The sequence below is a fragment of the Nitrospirillum iridis genome (assembly GCF_014205765.1).
Lineage (GTDB): Bacteria > Pseudomonadota > Alphaproteobacteria > Azospirillales > Azospirillaceae > Nitrospirillum > Nitrospirillum iridis.
Genome location: NZ_JACIIZ010000016.1, coordinates 82,140 through 100,623, shown reverse-complemented (window position 1 = coordinate 100,623; position 18,484 = coordinate 82,140). Strand labels below are relative to the sequence as shown.

At 69.6% G+C, this 18,484-nt stretch carries 17 protein-coding genes; 7 read left to right on the top strand and 10 right to left on the bottom strand.

The window, feature by feature from the left end; translation table 11 throughout:
* Positions 1–7: 7 nt before the first annotated feature.
* From FHS74_RS24120 to FHS74_RS24080, 9 genes are all read right to left on the bottom strand, one after another.
* Positions 8–664, bottom strand: coding sequence for a protein phosphatase CheZ (locus FHS74_RS24120; RefSeq protein ID WP_184806475.1), 657 nt, complete (start codon positions 662–664; stop codon positions 8–10).
* A gap of 93 nt (positions 665–757) precedes the next feature.
* Entirely contained in the window at positions 758–1,525 is a 768-nt protein-coding gene (locus tag FHS74_RS31205; protein ID WP_184806473.1) for a magnesium transporter MgtE N-terminal domain-containing protein, read from the bottom strand.
* 116 nt (positions 1,526–1,641) lie between these two features.
* A complete protein-coding gene (locus FHS74_RS24110; protein ID WP_184806471.1) occupies positions 1,642–2,484 on the bottom strand; it encodes a DUF6468 domain-containing protein in 843 nt (280 codons plus the stop codon).
* Positions 2,481–3,560 (bottom strand): flagellar motor switch protein FliM, encoded by a 1,080-nt coding sequence (fliM, locus tag FHS74_RS24105; protein WP_184806469.1) that lies wholly within the window; start codon positions 3,558–3,560, stop codon positions 2,481–2,483. Before fliM ends, FHS74_RS24110 begins: the two co-directional genes overlap by 4 nt.
* Before the next feature lie 198 nt (positions 3,561–3,758).
* Positions 3,759–4,340 carry a flagellar basal body-associated FliL family protein gene (locus FHS74_RS24100; protein ID WP_343067023.1) on the bottom strand — a complete coding sequence of 194 codons (582 nt, stop codon included), beginning with the start codon at positions 4,338–4,340 and terminating at the stop codon, positions 3,759–3,761.
* Between the two features lie 198 nt (positions 4,341–4,538).
* The gene (locus FHS74_RS24095) at positions 4,539–5,933 is read right to left on the bottom strand and encodes a flavin monoamine oxidase family protein (RefSeq protein WP_184806467.1); all 1,395 of its coding nucleotides are present in this window, start codon (positions 5,931–5,933) and stop codon (positions 4,539–4,541) included.
* A 116-nt stretch (positions 5,934–6,049) separates the two neighbouring features.
* Positions 6,050–7,663: a peptide chain release factor 3 gene (locus FHS74_RS24090; protein ID WP_184806465.1), complete on the bottom strand. Its 1,614-nt coding sequence runs from the start codon at positions 7,661–7,663 to the stop codon at positions 6,050–6,052.
* An 80-nt stretch (positions 7,664–7,743) separates the two neighbouring features.
* The gene (locus FHS74_RS24085) at positions 7,744–9,396 is read right to left on the bottom strand and encodes a DEAD/DEAH box helicase (RefSeq protein ID WP_246463331.1); all 1,653 of its coding nucleotides are present in this window, start codon (positions 9,394–9,396) and stop codon (positions 7,744–7,746) included.
* A gap of 391 nt (positions 9,397–9,787) precedes the next feature.
* Positions 9,788–10,939, bottom strand: a complete 1,152-nt coding sequence (locus tag FHS74_RS24080; protein WP_184806461.1) for a serine hydrolase domain-containing protein — start codon at positions 10,937–10,939, stop codon at positions 9,788–9,790.
* Between the two features lie 90 nt (positions 10,940–11,029).
* Between FHS74_RS24080 and FHS74_RS24075 the strand changes: the two genes are divergently transcribed.
* The 4 genes from FHS74_RS24075 (at position 11,030) to FHS74_RS24060 (ending at position 14,125) form a co-directional block, all read left to right on the top strand.
* Positions 11,030–11,539 (top strand): MarR family transcriptional regulator, encoded by a 510-nt coding sequence (locus FHS74_RS24075; protein ID WP_211106521.1) that lies wholly within the window; start codon positions 11,030–11,032, stop codon positions 11,537–11,539.
* Between the two features lie 61 nt (positions 11,540–11,600).
* Positions 11,601–12,782 (top strand): hypothetical protein, encoded by a 1,182-nt coding sequence (locus FHS74_RS24070; RefSeq protein WP_184806459.1) that lies wholly within the window; start codon positions 11,601–11,603, stop codon positions 12,780–12,782.
* Positions 12,783–12,935: 153 nt separating this feature from the next.
* Positions 12,936–13,391 (top strand): CidA/LrgA family protein, encoded by a 456-nt coding sequence (locus FHS74_RS24065; protein ID WP_211106520.1) that lies wholly within the window; start codon positions 12,936–12,938, stop codon positions 13,389–13,391.
* Positions 13,391–14,125 carry an LrgB family protein gene (locus FHS74_RS24060; RefSeq protein ID WP_246463330.1) on the top strand — a complete coding sequence of 245 codons (735 nt, stop codon included), beginning with the start codon at positions 13,391–13,393 and terminating at the stop codon, positions 14,123–14,125. The genes FHS74_RS24065 and FHS74_RS24060 overlap by 1 nt, the downstream gene beginning before the upstream one ends.
* Positions 14,126–14,130: 5 nt before the next feature.
* Here the strand turns inward: FHS74_RS24060 and FHS74_RS24055 are convergent, their stop codons facing one another.
* Positions 14,131–15,459, bottom strand: coding sequence for a methyltransferase (locus FHS74_RS24055; protein ID WP_184806457.1), 1,329 nt, complete (start codon positions 15,457–15,459; stop codon positions 14,131–14,133).
* A 468-nt stretch (positions 15,460–15,927) separates the two neighbouring features.
* On the opposite strand from FHS74_RS24055, the gene FHS74_RS24050 reads away from it, so the two are divergent.
* The 3 genes from FHS74_RS24050 to FHS74_RS24040 all read left to right on the top strand — a co-directional run bounded on the left by FHS74_RS24050 (position 15,928) and on the right by FHS74_RS24040 (position 18,450).
* A complete protein-coding gene (locus FHS74_RS24050; protein ID WP_184806455.1) occupies positions 15,928–16,629 on the top strand; it encodes a transglycosylase SLT domain-containing protein in 702 nt (233 codons plus the stop codon).
* A 114-nt stretch (positions 16,630–16,743) separates the two neighbouring features.
* The gene (locus FHS74_RS24045) at positions 16,744–17,628 is read left to right on the top strand and encodes a 23S rRNA (adenine(2030)-N(6))-methyltransferase RlmJ (protein ID WP_184806446.1); all 885 of its coding nucleotides are present in this window, start codon (positions 16,744–16,746) and stop codon (positions 17,626–17,628) included.
* A gap of 72 nt (positions 17,629–17,700) precedes the next feature.
* The gene (locus tag FHS74_RS24040) at positions 17,701–18,450 is read left to right on the top strand and encodes a protein phosphatase CheZ (RefSeq protein ID WP_184806444.1); all 750 of its coding nucleotides are present in this window, start codon (positions 17,701–17,703) and stop codon (positions 18,448–18,450) included.
* Positions 18,451–18,484 lie beyond the last annotated feature (34 nt).

Sequence of the window (18,484 nt, the reverse complement as noted above, 5' to 3'; positions counted from 1 at the left end):
GAAGACGTTAGTCGAAGCTCGCCAGCAGGCGGTCGATCTCATCCTGGTCGATGGCCCGGCCGGGCAGCTGGGGCCCGTGCAGCAGGAAGTCGTCATCGGCGCTGGCGGGGCCGTCGGCGGCCGGCGGGCCGTCGGGGTGGCGGCGCTGCACGTCCTCGCCGAAGGCGACCAGCATGGCCTCCACCTTGGCCTCGATGTGCTTCAGCGCCTTCACCACCTTGCTGATGCGCTGGCCGGTGATGTCCTGGAAGTTGCAGGCCTCATAAATGCCGGTGGTGATGTCCATCATCTTGGACGAGACCTCGGGCGTGACGTCGCCGGCCATGCCCATCAGCTGGTCGCAGGCGTCCATGATGCGGTTGGTGGCGTCCTCCGTGGCGCCCACCACGGCGTCCAGTTCATCCGTCGCGCGGGGAATATGCTCGGCATGGATGTCGCTGGGCTGCAGCGCCGCGATTTCCCGCTTGGCGTTGTGGATGAAGCGGGCCAGGCCCTCCAGCTCGCCATACAGCTTGATGTCGTGATGGGTGACGTCGCCGCCCATGGAGGCGACGACGGTGGAGACGATCTGGGCGACCTCCTCCCGCGACAGCGGCTGGCGGGCTTGGGAGCGGGCGGCATCCAGCCGGTCCTGAAGGATCGGGTCTGCGGCGTGGCGGATCATGGCGGCTCTCATCTCGTCAAAAGATCCCGGGAAAAGGTCCCGGGGGGCGGGGCTGGACAGGGTTCATCGCGGGCGAGGCCCGCACGGCTCAAATCATTGCGGTACGCTGGGCAATTTCTTGCGGTCGGCCAGCATGGTGGTCACCTGCTCCGCCCGCTTGGGCGTCATGGCGGCCAGCACGGGCGCCGCCTTGGCTTCCTTCATGCGGCTGATGACGTTCAACAGCACCTTGTCGTCCATGGCCTCGAAAATGCGGGCGGCCTCGGGCGGCTTCATCGTCTCGTAAATCTTGACCAGACTGTCCAGCTGCTGCGCCTGGTCGGCGTTCACCTGGTTGACCAGGCCATCCAGCTGCTTCCTCAGTGCCTGCATCTCCGTCAGCTTCTGGTCCAGCCGCTGGGTCGCCACTTGCAACAGGGCCTCGCGCTGGTCCAGGTCGCGCTCCCGCGAATCCAGGGCCTCGCGCCGCTCCGCCAGGCGTTGCAGCAGCTCCACGTCCTTGGGGGTGAAGCTCTGGCCGTCCGTCGGGCTGCCCGAGGGTTCGGGCTTGCCGCCCTCGACTTCGGCGGCCTTGCCCTTGGCCTCACCCGCCGGCGCCTTGGCCCCCTCCGCCGGCTTGGGTGCCGGGGTGTCCGCCGGTTTGGCCCCGGAAGCGGGCGCCGCCTGGGCCGGGGCTTGAGCCTTCGCCGCCGGCACCTCGGGCGGGGCCGCCCCCACGGTCAATGTCCACCACACGTCGGTGACCCGGGCCCCCAGCAACAGCACGGCGGCGAATATGGTGGCGGGCAGCAGGCGCACGCGCAGGCGGCGCGGCTTGGGCCCCTCCTCCTTCTTGGCGCCACGCCCGGCTTTGGCGGTCACCGCGCGCGCGCCGGTCGGCGCCGGGCGTTGCGTCCGGCCCCCCGGAGGTATCGGGGCGGCGGCCTTGGGAACGGCCGCGGCGGGCCGGCCCTGCCGGGGAAGCGTGGGCTCGGCCGTCATTGACGCATATTCTCCAAGGCCTGCAGCAGTTCACGCTCGGCGCGCGAGCGGGCTTCCGGCTGCGCCCCGGTCGGCGCGTCGCCGCCCACAGGGGCCCCGCCGCCGGGTGCCGGCAGGCGGGCGGGCACGGCGCGGGGCGCGGGACGGCCGTCATCCAACCCCGCATCGGCGCCAAAACGATCCGGCGCGCGGTCCGGCCGGGGGGCCCGTTCCGGCCCGCGCTCCCCCCCGCGCTCCCCATTGAAATACTCAGCCGCCATACGCTCGACCGCCTGGCGGTCCACCATCTGGCGCTCGGCTACCGGACGCTCGGTGGCGGACCGGTCTGGCCCCCCCCTTTCCCCTTCCAGCCGAGCCGGCATGGGCCGCGGATCGGGGCGTATGGCGCCGGTGCGCGCCGGTTCGGGCCGATGACCGGCACCAGCGGCGCTGCCGCGCAAGGCTTCGGCGCGGGGGATCTCACGGGGTTCGGGCCGGGTATCGCGCGGCGTCTCGGCGCCGTTGGCGCGGGCGCGACCGGCGGCGGACTCCAGCCGGCCGGCCAAGGCGTCGGCCGCCTGCACGATCTGATCCAGCTCTTCCCGCATCTTGTCGGCGCGACCGATCAGGTACTGCAACGCCTCGCCGGATTCGGCGGCGGCCTTGCGCATGCCCTTCACGCCGGCGTCGGCCTGGGCGGTGGCCTCGCTGAACTCCCGCACCAGGGATTCCATCTCCCCCCGGCTGTCACGCAGCTGGGCGATCTGGCGGTTCAGGCGCAAGGCGTAAATGATGGTGGCGACCAGCAGGCCGCCCACCACCACGTCCAATGCCAGGGAAAGCAGGATGGTCAGGCTCATGTCGGCGCGCTCTCCGGCTTGGGCGCCTCACGGTCGATGCGGACGGCGATGTTGCCGCCCTTGCGCCCCATGCGGCCCAGGAACATGGGCACGTCGCCACAGCGCAGCTCGATGGTGTCGTCGGGCGCCACGTTCAACAGCACGCGCGACCCAACCTTCCAGTTCAGCACGTCGTAGAGCGACAGCGTGATCTCATCCAGCACCGCCGACAGATGCACATCGGTCATCCACAGCTCGCTGGCCAAGTGGGTTTCCCAGATGCTGTCCCGGCCAAACTTTTCACCCATGAACATCTGCAGCAGCAGTTCGCGCACGGGTTCCAGGGTGGCGTAGGGGATCAGCAGTTCCAGCCGGCCGCCGCGATCCTCCATATCAATGCGCAGCTTGACCAGCACGGCGGCGTTGGCCTGGCGGGCGATGGTGGCGAAACGCGGGTTGGTTTCCAGCCGGTCGAAACGGAAGGTGACGGGCGACAGCGGGTCGAAGGCCGCCGACAGGTCGGACAGCACCACGTGCACCATGCGCTCCACCAGGTTGCGCTCGATGGTGGTGTAGGGCCGGCCCTCGATGCGCATGGCCGCCGTGCCGCGCCGGCCGCCCAGCAGCACGTCGACGATGGAATAGATCAGCGCCGAATCGATGACCATCAGGCCATAATTGTCCCACTCCTCCGCCTTGCAGACGGCCAGCATGGCGGGCAGCGGAATGGAGTTCAGATAGTCGCCGAAGCGGACCGAGGAGATCTGGTCCAGGCTGACTTCCACGTTGTCGGAGGTGAAGTTGCGCAGGGAGGTCGACATCATGCGGACCAGGCGGTCGAAGACCACCTCCAGCATGGGCAGGCGTTCGTAGTTCACCAGCGCCGAGTTGACCAGCGCCATGATGCCGGAATTGTCGCCGTCGCCGGCGCCATCCTTGTCGAAGCCCAGCAGGCTGTCGATTTCGTCCTGGTTCAGGACGCGGGTCGCCCCGCCGCCCATGTCGCCGAAACCGCTGTCGCCGGCGCCCTCGTCCGCCAAGGCCGCCCATTCGGCGGCCATGCGTTCCTCTTCACTCAGCTCCTGCGGATCCGGCATCGGTCAGCGCTCCAGCGTCCAAATCTCGTCGCATGCGGGGGACCGATTCCCCCTAAACCCCCAGGGGGACCGATGGTTCAGACGCATGCACGTACCAGGCCATTCTACGATTATCGCGGCGGCAATATCCATGCCAGCGCACACCCGACTCCCACCGCAGCCAACGTCGCGTCCACCGTCCGGACGACACGACGCATGTCACTGGGATTGTACCAGAATTTCCTCAAACAACACGTCCCTCACCCGCACCGGCGCGGCAGCCGCGTTCACCCGCTGCAGCAATTCCTCGCGCAGGCGGTAGATGCCGGCCGAGCCCTTCAGATCGTCCAGGCGCAGTTCGCGCAGATAGGTCTGGAAGGTGTCGACAATGCGCGGCGTCGCCAGGGTCAGCTTGGCCTTGTCCTCCTCCTTGTAGATTTCCAGCTGGATCTTCAGCTTGAGGAAGGCCGGCCGCCGCTCGTTGGTCTGCAGGTTGATCAACAACTCGCCCAAGGGGAAGAACACCGGGGGCGCCTTCGGGTCGTACGCCTCCTCCGCGGCGGCGGGTTTTTCCTCCACCTCCTCCGCCTTCTTCTTGCCCAGCAGGCCATCCAGCAGGCCACTGAAGATCAGGCCGCCGGCGATGAGCGCGATGAGCAGCAGCGGCACCACCACGAACATGACGATCTTCTTGCCGCTGAACTTCTTTCGCGGCAGTTCCTGCTCGCCCCCACCATCCGTCTCGATGGCCGTCATGCTACCCCGCAACGCTTGCCAACCGGGCCCGGTTCGAACGTCCATCCCCAAAACATCCGCCTGGGAACATTCGTTCGGGTAAGGCCCACAGTCCCGCCCCGATCCGGGGCAGGCTCATATAATCATGAAGACGTTAACCCTTCCTTTCAACAAAATCGGCGGGCACCGCCCCATCCGGGGACCGATCTAATCTTTATCGTTTCGCAAAAGCGATGAAACGGCCCGCCGCCGAACGGTCCAGGGTCAGGATGGCAGGGTCAGCACCCGGGCGGCGGCGGCCACGCCCGTCTCATACGCCCCCGGCAGCCAGCCGGGCCAGTTCAGCGAACAGGCCTCGCCGGCGAAGCACAGCCGGTCGCCCACCGGCTCCGCCAGCACCCGCCGCGCCTCGGCATGGCCGGGCTTGGCCGCGGTCATCGAGCCCAGGGAATAGGGATCGGCGCCCCAGCGGCTGACGTGCCAGGCGGTGACCTGCCGGCGGGTCAGCGAGCCGAAGACGTCAGCCACCGCGTCGCGCACCAGGTCCACCGCCTCGTGGTCCTTGGCCTGTTCCAACTGGCGAGCCAGGTCGCCGCCGACGGTGGCGAAGGCCAGGTCCCGGCCGAAGGGGCGCAGGCACAAATCCAGCACCCGGCCGTCGCCCCGCACCTGGTCCAGGGCGGTGAAGGGATCGCAGTCCAGGCTGTCGGGCTTGTAGCCCAGCGCGATGCGGTTGACCAAGCCGGTGGCCAAACCATCGAAGGCCGCGCGCACGGTGTCCGGCAGGGGCGGATCGAAGGCGACACCGCCGGCGGCCAGCACGGCGATCGGCACGGTGATGATGGCGGCGTCGGCGCTGACCACGCCCTTGGGCGTGGTGACGCGCACACCGGCACCCGACCAGTCGATGCGGCTGACGGGGCAGGACAGGGTGATCTTGACGTCGCGCGCCATTTCCTTGGCCAGCGACGCCACCGCCGTGCCGATGCCGCGCGGGAACCACAGCGCCGCCTCCGCGTCCGGGCGGCGGGCGGCGTCCAGGCTGGAAAGGTCCTTGAGCTCCACACCGAAATCCAGCGGCCCCACCAGTCCCACCGCCAATTGCCCCAGGGGCCCCAGATCGGGCAGCAGTTCGGCGGCCGAGCGGTCGACCTGGCCGCGGCCGGCGTCCTTCACCGCCCGTTCCAGCCGGTCGATGGCGTCACCGGCGGCACTGGCCGTGCTGGCGTCGGCCTCCTTCGCGTCGAAGAACAGCAGATCGTCGGCGCCGTCGTCCGGCACGGTTTCCATGCCGTGCTCATCCAGCAGCCGGCGCAGCGGATTGTCCTCCGTCGCTTCCAGCGAGGCGCAGCCGATGTCATAGGGAAAGCCGAACGGCTTGGATTCGGTCCAGGCCCGGCCGCCCAGACGGGGACGGGCCTCCAGGATCGTCACCTCGGCCCCGGCGGTGCGCAGCGCCCGCGCCGCCGCCAGGCCGGCCAAGCCCGCCCCGATGACCACCACCGACCGTCCCGGCCGGATGGGGCCGGGACGACTGGCCACGGCCCCGGCCACGCCGGTCAAGCCGGCCGTCAGCCAGGGCGCCAACGCCAGACCACCGACCAGACCGCGACGCGTCAGGCCGAAGCCGCGACCGTTTGAACGGGAAGCACCCGCCATCTCAACGCCTTCCGACAGTACCGTTCCGCTGCGGATGATACCGCCCGGCCCCCGACCATGTCACCGCGCCATCCGGCCGATGCGCCATTTCGTCCTTTCCGGATAATGGCTTCGCCTCAGCCCAGGGCGGAGGTGGTGACGGCGCGGTTCTGTTCCCGCGTCTTTTGGAAGCGGATCTTGGGGTAATCCACCTGTGCGCGGTTCAGCTGCCAGCCGTTGCGCGCCAGGTAGACCAAGGCGCCATCATGATCCTCGGCCAGGGCCGAGCGGTTGCTGTCCAGGAAGGATTTCAGCACCACCGGGTCGTCGCACTCGATCCAGCGGGCCGAATCGTAGCCGCAGGATTCGAACTTGGCCTTGATGTCGTATTCGGCGTCGATGCGGGCGGCCAGCACCTCGAACTGCAGGGGTCCGACGACCCCCACCACCCAGTCGGCACCGATCAGCGGCTTGAACACCTGGCTGGCGCCTTCCTCCGCGAAGTGCTCCAGCGCCTTGCGCAGGTGCTTCATCTTCATGGGGTCGTCCAGCTTCACCCGCTGCAGCAGTTCGGGCGCGAAGCTGGGCACGCCGGTGTAGCGCAGCTCCTCCCCCTCGGTCAGCGTGTCGCCAATGCGCAGCGTGCCGTGGTTGGGGATGCCGATGATGTCGCCGGGGTAGGCGTCCTCCGCCAGTTCCCGGTCGCGGGCCAGGAACAGCACGGCGTTGTTCACCGCCAACAGCTTGCCCGAGCGCATGTGCTTCAGCTTCACGCCCCGGCGGAAATGGCCGGAGCAGAGGCGGAAGAAGGCGATGCGGTCGCGGTGGTTGGGGTCCATGTTGGCCTGGACCTTGAAGACGAAGCCCGTGACCTTGGCTTCCTCCGGCTGCACCGTGCGGGTGTCGGCGTGCTGCGGCCGGGGCGATGGCGCATAGGCCGCCAGGCTCAGCAACAGCTCGCGCACGCCGAAATTATTGATGGCGCTGCCGAAGAACACCGGGGTCTGGTGGCCTTCGCGGTAGGTTTCCAGGTCGAAGGGCGGGCACAGTTCCCGCACCATGGCCACGTCCTCGCGCAGCTTGGCCACCTGGTCGGCGGGCAGCAGCTGGTCCAGCTTGGGATCGTCCAGGCCATCGCACTGGATACCCTCGCTGGCGACGTCGCCTTGGCGGCGGTCCAGCAGCACCAGCCGGTCGCGGATCAGGTCGTAGCAGCCGCGGAAATCCGGGCCGGAACCAATGGGCCAGGAGCCGGGGGTGACCTCCAGCTGCAGGTCGCGCTCCACCTCGTCCATCAGGTCGAAGGGGTCGCGGGCCTCGCGGTCCATCTTGTTGATGAAGGTGATGATGGGCACGTTGCGCAGGCGGCAGACCTCGAACAACTTGCGGGTCTGCGCCTCGATGCCCTTGGCGGCGTCGATGACCATGACCGCGCTGTCGACGGCCGTCAGCGTGCGGTAGGTGTCTTCCGAGAAGTCCTCGTGGCCTGGCGTGTCCACCAGGTTGAAGGTGCGGTCGGCATAGTCGAAGTTCATCACCGAGGCGGTGACGGAGATGCCGCGTTCCCGCTCCACCTTCATCCAGTCCGACCGGGCGCGCCGCTGCTCGCCACGCGCCTTCACCGCACCGGCCATCTGGATGGCCCCGCCGAACAGCAGCAGCTTTTCCGTCAGCGTGGTCTTGCCGGCGTCGGGGTGGGCGATGATCGCGAACGTCCGACGGTTATGAACTTCCTGGGGGAGCGCGCTCATGGAACCTGGAACTTGGCTGTAAGGCTTGAAGGCGAAAACGGGGCCACCCGCGAAGGTGGCCCCGTGATCAGACGCGGGAATTAATTGGCGGAAGAACGCGGGCGGCGCAAGCCCCCCGTCCCGCCTTCACCCTGGACCCGCGCGGGGCGCGGACCGCTGTGGGTGCGGGCCCCGTCACGGGCCGGCTTGGCGCCGTCCAGCGGATGGAAGCCACCACCATGGCCGGCGGGCGCGCGGGCCGGACGGTCCTGGCGATGCGGACCATCGGCGCGGGGGCCACCGAACTTCTTGAAGCCGCCCTCGCTGCGCTCGCCACGGGGGGCGTCGCCACGCGGGCCTTCACCCCGGGGGCCGTCAGCGCGGAAACCGTCGGGCTTGCCGGCGCCGTGCTTGAAACCACCCGGCTTGTAGCCGCCGCCCGGACCGCCGAAGCCCGGCTTGCGCGGACGGCCACCCGGCGCGCCGCCGGGGCCGCCGGCCGGACGCTTGGGCATCTCACGCGGCTCCAGGCCGGGGATGACGTGTTCCACGGCGCGGGTCTGGGTGTAGCCCTCGATGCCACGCACCAGGCCCCATTCATGCCGCGTGTACAGGCTGTAGGCGTTGCCGGTGTTGCCGGCGCGACCGGTGCGGCCGATGCGGTGCACATAGTCCTCGGCCTGGCGCGGCAGGTCGAAGTTGATGACATGGGTCACGTCCGGCACGTCGATGCCGCGGGCGGCCACATCGGTGGCCACCAGCAGACGGACGCGGCCGGAGCGCAGGGCCTGGACCGTGCGGTTACGCTCCTGCTGGCGCATGTCGCCATGCAGCGGCGCGGCGGCGTAGCCGGCCTCCGACAGGCTTTCGGCCAGACGATCGGCGTCGCGCTTGGTGGCGGCGAAGACGATGCCCTTGTTCAGGGTCGGGTCGGACACCAGGTGGGCCAGCAGCTTTTCCTTGTGCTCCAGGCCATCGGCCCGCAGGAAACGCTGTTCGATGGCGCTGACGTTGACGCTGCCGCCGGCGACGTCAATGCGCTGCGGGTTCTTCAGCAGGTTGCCGGCCAGGCGCACCATGGCCTTGTCCACCGTAGCGGTGAACAGCAGGGTCTGCCGGTTGGCCGGGCAGGCGTTGGCGATCATCTCCACGGGCTCCAGGAAGCCCATGTCCAGCATGCGGTCGGCCTCGTCCAGCACCAGCATCTCGACGGTGGACAGGTCCAGGCGGCCACGCTCCAGATGGTCGATCAGGCGGCCGGGGGTGGCCACCACCAGGTCGACCCGGCGGCGCAGCATTTCCAGCTGCTGGCGGTAGGGCATGCCGCCCAGGATGGCCAGGGTGTGGACGCGGCTGTATTTGGAATAGGCGCGGACGGCCTCCATCACCTGGGTCGCCAGCTCGCGGGTGGGGGTCAGCACCAGCAGGCGGGGCCCGAAGGTCTGCAGGCCCTCGGCGCTCAGCGGCCGCGGCGTGGTCGCCATGCGGTGCAGGGCCGGCAGCACGAAGGCGGCGGTCTTGCCGGTGCCGGTGTTGGCGGACGCGATCAGGTCGCGGCCTTCCAGGGCGACCGGAATGGCCTGCTCCTGAATGGGGGTGGGGTATTCGTAGCCGACCTCTTCCAGCGCCTTGATCAGGGCGGAGGCGAGGCCAAGGTCGGCGAAGCTGGTGCGGCCATCATCAACGACGGCGGCAACCTCGGCGAGGATTTCGGTTTCGATGACTTCGTTTTCAGCGGAAACGGGCAAATCCAAGGGACTTTCCTTCACGGTATAAAATAGCGCCGCGCCCTTCCCGCCCGGGAATGGCACGCGAACAGACAAGCCGACACGCGCCCCGGCCGAACAAGCGGCGAGCGGCATCAGCCAACGAAAGAGCGGCGCGACGTCGGAACGTGTGGAAAGCCGGACCCATCCGGCAGACACAACCCCGAAAGAAGCGGGGCTATGGAAGCGGCGCAGACCTAATCTTCGACTTGGACGCCGAAGACAAACGGTATCATGCGCCAGGGGGCCCCTCGGCCACTCAGGCAAGGCGGACCATACGGGGATGAGACGCAAAAGCCAAGGTTCGCGTGAATGCCGCAACGCAACGCAGCGTGGCGCCAGACGCGGGGGCGTTTGGCAAGCCATTGAAGGGCGGCCCTTACACGCCGTCCCGCAGCAGACGCGCCGCGACCTGCTTCACCGCCACCTTGGTGACATCGGTGGCGGTGGCATTGGTCAATATGGTGACGCCCTGGCGCCGATCCGGATCCAGATACGCCACGGTGAAGATGCCCTCCGCCCCGCCCCAATGTTCCCACCGGTCGGCACCGTCCAGGGGCCCCGCCATCCAGCCCAAGCCCTGGCCCGTCAGCCAGGTGGGCAGGTTGGGAGCCGGCTGGCGCGTCAGCATCCGGGCCATCGTCCCCGCCGGCAGGATGCGCACGCCGTCCACCACCCCGTCGTTGGCGCAAGCCCCGACGTAGCGGGTGAAATCAGCGACGGAGGATTGCAGCATCCCCGCCCCCCAATCGGGGAAACCCATGGTGGCAACGGGCCGGGGCCCGCCCTCCACCCAATCGTAAGGCGTGGCGGCGAGGGCGGCCGGCGCCTCCGCCAGGGTCCAATAGCTGTGGCGCATGCCCAGCGGAGCCATCAGGAACTGGCGCACCGCCATGCGCGCGTCGAAGCCGCCGATGCGGCCGGCCAAGTAGCCCAGCAGGCCGAAGCCGACATTGCAATAGTCCCAGACGCCGCCGGGCGCGGCCGCGGCGTAGCAGCCATCCGCATCATAGTAGGCACCGCCCGGCACCAGATAGCCCACCAACATGTCGCGCAACGCCATCGGCGTGTCGCCGCCCCGGCGCAGAAACCCACCCACCGCGTAGTATTTCTCATCCGAAATGCCGGAGGTGTGGGTCAGCAGGTGGCGGAAGGTGATGGCCGTGTCCGACTGGTGCGGGTTGACCAGGGGGAAATCCAGATAGGGCGCCACCGGATCGTCCAGCCGCACGGCCCCCTGCCCCGCCAGCCGCAGGATGGCCGCCGCCGTCACCGTCTTGGTGATGGAGGCGATGGGGAACACCGTATCAGCCGTGACCGGCCGGCGGGTGGCGAGATCGGCGTGGCCGTGCGCCAACACGAACCGCACCTGGCCATCGCGGGCATAGCCCACCGCCGCCCCGGGGATGCCAGCCCGCGCCAACACCTGGTGGATATCCCGGCCCAGGGCGGTGGCGGCGCCAGCCGGAGCCGCATGGGCCAACAGGGCCCCCGCGCCAGCGGCGATCACATGACGACGCGTCAATTCCATAACATACCCCTGGCCTAATTCCTGGACGTCCGATCCTCGTTAGTCCATAATCCGTAGGTACCTACATATATGTCAAGAGGACTTATGGACGTGACGTCAGCCGATCACACCGCGATGCCGGAGGATTATTCCCGCCGCCTGGGTGGGGCGGCCCTGGGCGCCCGGCTGCGCCGCCTGTCAGAAACCATCGACGGCGACGCCACCCGCACCTATGGCGCCCTGGGCATCGCCTTCGAACAGCGTTGGTTCGGGGTGCTGAACCAGTTGGCCCTGAACGGCCCGCTGACGGTGGGGGAATTGGCGGCGCGGCTGCGCATCACCCACGTCTCGGTCAGCCAAACCCGGACATCGCTGGAAAAGGCCGGGCTGGCGCACAGCGCGGCCGATCCGGCGGACGCGCGGCGCCGGCGCCTGGCCCTGACACCGGCGGGCGATGCCCTGGTGGCGCGCCTGCGCCCGCTGTGGCGGGCGCTGGAAGCGGCGGCCCTGGAACTGGACGCCGAGGCGGAGGCGGTCACCGCCGCCCTGGACCGGCTGGAGGACGCGTTGGCCCGCCGGTCCCTGTACCAGCGGGTCATGGCCCTGTTGGAGACTGCATAAGATATAGAGCGCGCCCTTGCCCCTTGCGCCGGTGCGCCCCCCTCGTCCATGGTCCGCCGCCATGACGCGCGCCCCCTCCTCCCGCCGGCCCTCCTCGCAGCGCCCCTCCTCCCACCGGCCCTCCTCCCACCAACGGCCGGCCCAGCCGGCCCTGCTGCTGGGCCCCCTGCTGCTGGCCCGGGGCAGCCAGGGCGACCGCTGGCGCATCAGTGCCGTCATCGTCACGCCCCGGCACGCGTCCGGCGGTGAGGTCGAGCCGCCGGACCTGTCGGTGACCGGGGTGGGCCTGCCGGTCCCGCCGCGCTGGCTGGGGGCCCTGCCCCAGGGCGAGGGAATCGCCTGGCGCTATGACTTCGCCGTCCCCCGGGGCGCGCAGGACGGCCGGGCCGACTACGGCTTCCTGGACCTGGGCACGCCCTGGTCCTTCGCCGTGCCGGGCATGGCGGTGCCGCCCCGCCTGGTCCTGGCCGACGCCGCCGGCGACGCCCCGCCCGGCCCCTCACCCTGGTCGGCGCTCCTGTCCCGCCACCGGGTCCAACCCTTCCATCTGTTCGCCGTCAGCGGCCTGGTCCCCCACGGCCTGGCACCGGACGGCACGCTGGCCGGCCCCGCCCAGGCGGAACGCCGCGCCCTGATGGCCAGCGTGCCCCATCTGGCCGCCTGGACCGGGCCGGCCAAGGCCACGGCGGCCCGCGCCCTGCACCGCCTGCTGGCGATGGGCCTGGGGCCGAACGAGGTGGCGGAGAATGCCTGGGCCGGCCCCGGCGACCTGGTGCAGGGCCTGACGCTGAACCGCCTGGGCGTGCTGGCGCTCGATGCCGCCACCGATCCCGCGACCGCCCCCGCGACCTTGGCCGGACGGCTGGACCGGCTGCGCGGCTGCCGCGCGACCCTGGTGCTGGCAGGGGGGGCCAGTGGCGCCATGACCGGCTGGCGCGCCCATCTGGCGCGCCTGCGGCCCGGCGGCGGCGCGCCCATCGACACCGTGACGCCCGCCCTGGCCCGCTTCCGGCGCGAAAGCGGGGTCGAGGGGGTGATGCTGCGGCCCGGCGCCCAGCCATCCGGCACCGAGCCGTCCGGTAACGGGGACGCCCCGGTCCGCGCATTGCCCGCGCTGGCGACGGAAGGGCAATGGCTGGAGGCGCGCCTGGGTGCCACCGGGGGCGCCGGCGGCCTGGACCTCACGGCGCAGGGAGCCCGTCCCACACCGGCCGTTCCCGATACCGACGACGACGCCCTCTGACCGGAGCCCCGGATGCGGGAGGGACAGGCCACCCCCGCGCCGCGCGCCCGTTGACCCCGGTGGCATAATCGGGTCAGCCTGCGCCTCAACAACCCCCATCCACCAAACCCACCGCGTCAGGCGCCTTTGGTTTCAAGCCGAAGACCGTCTCACATGCCGGAGTTCGCTATGGTCGGCGCCCTTGCCCTGCTGGTGGTCTGCCAGCTTATCGGGGAAATCGTGGTGCACGGGCTGCACCTGCCGGTGCCTGGTCCCGTCCTGGGCCTCCTGTTGCTGGTCGGCTGGTTCGCGCTGCGCGGCGGCCCCGGCAAGGAAATGGCCGGCACGGCCGACGGCATCCTCAGCAACCTGTCGCTGCTGTTCGTGCCGGCCGCCGTGGGCATCGTCCAGCATGGCCAGCGCTTCCTGACGCAGGGGCCGGCCATCGTGCTGGCGCTGTTCGGCAGTTCCGTGCTGACCATCATCGTCACCGCCTATGCCTTCCTATGGGCCGACCGACGCTTCGGCGCCAAGGCGGCGGGGCCGGCGGCCGAAAGCGCCGGGCACGATCCTTTCGATACCGATACCGGCGCCGGCGGGGCGGCGGACAAGGGCGGGGGGCCGGCGTGATGGGCAAGGGACTCATGGAAAAGGGGCTGGGCGACATCTGGGTCTATCTGTCGGCCAGCCCGCTGCTGTGGCTGGGCGCCACGCTGGTGGCCTATCTGGCGGGCCTGTGGATATACACCCGCACCCACCGCAACCCCTTCGCCAACCCGGTGGCACTGGCGACACTGTGCCTCGTCACCCTGTTGCTGGCGACCGACACGCCCTACGCCACCTATTTCAATGGCGCCCAGTTCATCCATTTCCTGCTGGGGCCGGCCACCGTGGCGCTGGCGGTGCCCCTATGGCGTCACCGCGCCGACGTGCGGCGGGGCGCCCTGCCCCTGGCCATCGCCATGCTAGCGGGATCGGCCACGGCGGTGGTGGCGGCGGTGTTCATCGCCAACACCCTGGGCGCCGACAGGCAGACGGTGCTGTCGCTGGCGCCCAAGTCGGTCACCACCCCCATCGCCATGGGCATTTCCGAGCGCATCGGCGGCATCCCGTCGCTGACGGCCGCCATGGTCATGGTGACGGGCATGCTGGGCGCCATCTTCGGGCCGCTGCTGCTGCGCTGGCTGAAAATCGGCGACGACCGGGCCAAGGGCCTGTCCATGGGCATGGCCGCCCACGGCGTCGGCACCGCCATCTCCTATACCATGAGCCCGCTGGCCGGCAGCTTCGCCGGCATCGCCATGGCGCTGAACGGCCTGATCACCGCGCTGCTGGTGCCGCTGCTGCTGACCTGGCTGATGTAAGGGCGTCAGCCTTTCCTGAGGATGAACAGCAATCCGTCCACCGGGCGGCCCTTCTCCCAGCGGGGGGCCGCCGGCGCTAGGTGAGCCACCGTGACGCCCGCCGCCGCGGCCGCCGCCAGAAGATGGGGCTGGGCGTGGGCGTAGCGGCGGCTTTCACGGAGCGCGTAGGCGCCCTCGCCGGTCCAGCGCTCCACCGTGGCGGCGAACAGCCCGCCGGGCCTCAGCGCCAGCGCCACCGCCTGGAAGACAGGCGCCAGGTCGCCAAGGTAGACCAGGACGTCGGCCGCCAGCACCAAATCCCAGGCGCCCTCCGCCTCCGCCAGCGCGCCCATCAGGTCGGCATCCCACAGGCGGTCGTACAGCCCCCGGGCGCGGGCGTGCTCCACCATGCGGGGGGACAGGTCGACGCCCGCCAGATGGCGGGCCAGCGGCTTGACCTCCACGCCCCCCAGGCCGGTGCCGCAGCCGATGTCCAGAATGTCCAGGCCGGTCCCCACGCCCAGCGCCTCCAGCGCCTGGCGCAGCAGCTGCGGCGCTTGGTACCGCAGCTTGCCGGTCAGATCGGCATCAAAACGATCGGCATAGCGGTCGAACAGCGCCTTGACGTAGGTGGGCGTCAGGTCGTCGCCCGCCCCGGTGGCGGTGGCCGCCTCCAGCGCCGCCAGCAGGCGGGCGGCCCCGCCGACATCATCAGGATCGGCCTCAAGCGCCCGGCGCCAGCACCGCGCCGCCCTGTCCCCTTCCGCCAAAGCGGCCCAGGCCCGGCCCTGCAGCACCAGGGCCGGCGCCAGGGCGGGGTCCGCCGGGTGGGCATGGGCCAGCAGCGGCTCCAGCATCTGGACAGCACCGAGCGGATCACCGGCCTCCACCAGCACCTGTCCCACCGCCGCGGCCCCCTCCAAATCGTGGGGCGCCAGGAAGGACGCTTCGCGCGCGTGGGCCAAGGCCGCCTCCCTGTCCCCCCGCAGCAGCTGCAGCCGCGCCGCCAGACGCTGGGCGGCGGCATCGTCCGCCCGCCGCGCCAGCACGACGGAAACCAGGGCCCAGGCACCGCCGACATCGCCCGTCTCCAGCAGACAGGCGGCCTGGTCCAGCGTCCAGGCCGCCCGGTCCGGCTCGGCCGTGGCGGCGGCGGCGAATTGATCGGCGGCCTCCGCCGGCCGGCCCTGCCGACGCAGTAATGCGCCGAACGCGCCGCGCGCCTCCGCCATGTGCGGCCAGCCGGCCACGGCGGCGGCCAGGGCGACGCCCGCCGCCGCCTCCTCGCCGGCCGCCAGGGCGTCATAGGCCCGGGTCATCAGCAACGCGCAGTCGGGGGAAGGGTCGGACGGCATGGTGGGGATTCGGTTCCAGGGAGGGAGGGTCGCGGCCCCGTTATCGCCCGTCCACCCCTGGGGGGCAACCCGCCCCGTCGCGCTATTTGTAGTCCCCTCACAGTTCATACGTGGGCAACATGACGCACGCTAAAGGCTTGGAATCCGGGGCCGCATGAGGCAAGGTGCCCCCGCTGACGAGGGCGCGGCGTGGCAGTCCTGCCACAGTCCGGTCATATTTTTTGTTGACCCGCTGCGTTTTGTCTGCAATTGGTATGCGGTCGTTGCATGGATATAGGCCTTACGGACACCTCGCAACGGCAGCTTGGCCCATTCGGTTAGGGAGCGGTCACCGCACTGAAGTATCGGTGGCCTGAAGGACTACCCCGCCCGCGAGCGGGGATTGTGCCTGGGGAACCAGCACAACGACGCCAAATGGACATCGCGACGCGGGGTCGTCGATGCCAGTGACGATGATGGAGGACTCTCATGCAGATCGCGCGCCGCCACAGCGACGCCCTTCTAGGCCGGGAGTCAGAATCCGCGTCGAAGAACGGCATCCACTCCGCCACCCGCCTCATCAAGAACACGGTCGCCGGCCTGCTGGTCGGCCTTGGCCTGATGGCCGCCGCCCCCGCCCACGCCGCTTGCCTGGATCATATCCTGCAGGCCGAGAAGGAAGCGGGCGTCCCCTCCGGTCTGCTGCTGGCCGTGGCCCTGGTGGAAAGCGGCCAGTCGATTTCCTCCGAAGCCTACGCCGTGAACGTGAAGGGCACCGTGCACTTCGCCTCCACCCCCAACGCCGCCGCCAAGTATCTGCGCGATCCCAAGGGCAACCTGCGCCAGGACGCCACCGTCGGCTGCATGCAGCTGTCGCTGTCGGACCACAAGGCCGCGTTCCGCCCGGTGGAAAAGATCGTCGACCCCAAGGAAAACGTCCAGTACGCGGCCCGCATGCTGGCCCGCCTGCGCGCCACCGCCGGCAGCTGGGCCGCCGCCGTCGCCCGCTACAACGGTGGCAGCGGCAAGACCGCCCATGCCTATGCCTGCAAGGTGCGCAGCAACCTGGTCAGCCTCAATTCCGTCAACGCGTCGCTGATCGACGGCAACGGCTGCAACGATGACGAAAGCACGGCCGTGACGCCGCGCACCCGCCGCGTCTATCAGAGCGCCACGGTTCCGGTGGGCTGATCGCTTCCAAACATCCGGGATTTCGCTGAAGGGCCGCCCCGCCGGGCGGCCTTTCGCTTTTGGGCGACCTACAGCGATTGCCGCTGACGGGCCTTTGCGGCATGCTCCGCGCCCATGAACTACCGTCACGCTTTCCATGCCGGCAACCCGGCCGACGTCATGAAGCACGCCATCCTGGCGCTGCTGCTGACCCGCCTGACCGCCAAGACCGCCCCCTTCGCCGTGCTGGACACCCATGCCGGCATTGGCCGCTATGACCTGGGCGCGGACGAAGCCGTCCGCACGGGCGAAGCGGCACTGGGCATCCAGCGCCTGCTGCAGGCGGCCGAGGCCGGCCGGCTGCCCCCCGCCGCCGCCGAAGCGCTGGCCCCCTATCTCAACGCGGTCCGCACGAGCGGCGGCGAGCCGCTGGGGCCGATCAAGGGGCCGATCACCTCCTATCCCGGCTCCCCCTGCCTGACGCGCGCCTTCCTGCGCGACGACGACCGCCTGATCCTGGCCGAACTGCATCCAGAGGACGCGCAGACCCTGAAGGGCGTGTTCCGGGGCGACCGGCAGGTGGCCGTTCATCACATGGACGGCTGGACCGCCCTGAAGGCCCACCTGCCGCCCAAGGAGAAACGGGGCCTGGTGCTGATCGATCCGCCGTTCGAGGCGGCGGACGATTTCGACCGGCTGGTCGCCGGCTTGGCGCTGGCCCACAGTCGCTGGCCCACCGGAATCTACGCCCTGTGGTACCCCATCAAGGACCGGGCCGTCGGCTGGCGCCTGCACCAGCGGCTGGAAGACAGCGGCATACCGAAGATCCTGGCCGCGGAATTGACCTGGAACGACGATGGCCGGGTCGACCGCCTGAACGGATCCGGCATGATCCTGGTGAACCCGCCCTGGCAACTGGATGAAACTTTGGGGCAAATGTTGCCCGCCCTGCATGAGGCCCTTGGCTTCACCCAAGGTATCGCCCATGTTGAATGGGTCGCCGGCGAACGTATTCCCTAAGAGCATAATCTTTAGGTTAGGTCAGGCCGGGAGCGACAGCAGCGGGTGTGACGGGCAAAGAGGATTGAACGGATGGCGCAGAACGGTCAGCGGCCTTTCATGGCGGAAATTCAGCGGCAACGGCGGGCGCAGGACCAGTCCGGAACCATGGACGCGCTGTCGCTGTCATCGTCGCTGTCACCCGCCAGCCTGACCCCGGTGACCCCGGCGCAAGAGATTCGCCTGGACGCGTCCGAGGTGCTGGAAGCCATCAATCACCTGGGCCATAAGCTGGACCGCTTCCTCAGCACCGACCACAGTCAGATCGAAGCGATCCATGTGGAAATCGCCGACATCGCCGGCCGCATCAAGGCGACCAAGCTGGAAATGGCCGCCCTGCGCCACCCGTTGGCCAAGGACGACACCTTCATGGAGGCCAGCCAGCAGTTGACCGCCGTCGTCGCCTCCACCGAGGTTGCCACCAACAGCATCATCCAGGCGGCGGAAGAGATCGACGACATTGTCAACGAGGTCCGCGCCCAGTTGCCCGAAGGCTATCAGAACTCCCGCCTCAAGGACCTGAACGAGGTCACCCTGCGTATATTCGAGGCGTGCAACTTCCAGGATCTCACCGGTCAGCGGATCACCAAGGTGGTGCAGGCCTTGAGCTTCATCGAGGAGCGGGTCGAGGCGATGATGTCGGTGTGGAACACCAAGGAATTCGAGACCATGCCCCTGCCCCCGTCCATCCACAAGCACGACGAGGGACTGGAGTTGCACGGCCCCGTCAAGGATGGCGGCCACACCATTTCCCAGGCGGACATCGACGCCCTATTCGATTGACCGGGTTTGATTGACCCGGTTCGATTGAGGGTCG

Excerpts from the sequence above, each read along its gene's own strand:
- FHS74_RS24120 (WP_184806475.1), bottom strand. The coding sequence starts at position 664 with ATGATCCGCCACGCCGCAGACCCGATCCTTCAGGACCGGCTGGATGCC.
- FHS74_RS24110 (WP_184806471.1), bottom strand. The coding sequence starts at position 2,484 with ATGAGCCTGACCATCCTGCTTTCCCTGGCATTGGACGTGGTGGTGGGC.
- fliM (WP_184806469.1), bottom strand. The coding sequence starts at position 3,560 with ATGCCGGATCCGCAGGAGCTGAGTGAAGAGGAACGCATGGCCGCCGAA.
- FHS74_RS24100 (WP_343067023.1), bottom strand. The coding sequence starts at position 4,340 with ATGGACGTTCGAACCGGGCCCGGTTGGCAAGCGTTGCGGGGTAGCATG.
- FHS74_RS24095 (WP_184806467.1), bottom strand. The coding sequence starts at position 5,933 with ATGGCGGGTGCTTCCCGTTCAAACGGTCGCGGCTTCGGCCTGACGCGT.
- FHS74_RS24090 (WP_184806465.1), bottom strand. The coding sequence starts at position 7,663 with ATGAGCGCGCTCCCCCAGGAAGTTCATAACCGTCGGACGTTCGCGATC.
- FHS74_RS24080 (WP_184806461.1), bottom strand. The coding sequence starts at position 10,939 with ATGGAATTGACGCGTCGTCATGTGATCGCCGCTGGCGCGGGGGCCCTG.
- FHS74_RS24070 (WP_184806459.1), top strand. The coding sequence starts at position 11,601 with ATGACGCGCGCCCCCTCCTCCCGCCGGCCCTCCTCGCAGCGCCCCTCC.
- FHS74_RS24065 (WP_211106520.1), top strand. The coding sequence starts at position 12,936 with ATGCCGGAGTTCGCTATGGTCGGCGCCCTTGCCCTGCTGGTGGTCTGC.
- FHS74_RS24060 (WP_246463330.1), top strand. The coding sequence starts at position 13,391 with ATGGGCAAGGGACTCATGGAAAAGGGGCTGGGCGACATCTGGGTCTAT.
- FHS74_RS24055 (WP_184806457.1), bottom strand. The coding sequence starts at position 15,459 with ATGCCGTCCGACCCTTCCCCCGACTGCGCGTTGCTGATGACCCGGGCC.
- FHS74_RS24050 (WP_184806455.1), top strand. The coding sequence starts at position 15,928 with ATGCAGATCGCGCGCCGCCACAGCGACGCCCTTCTAGGCCGGGAGTCA.
- FHS74_RS24045 (WP_184806446.1), top strand. The coding sequence starts at position 16,744 with ATGAACTACCGTCACGCTTTCCATGCCGGCAACCCGGCCGACGTCATG.
- FHS74_RS24040 (WP_184806444.1), top strand. The coding sequence starts at position 17,701 with ATGGCGCAGAACGGTCAGCGGCCTTTCATGGCGGAAATTCAGCGGCAA.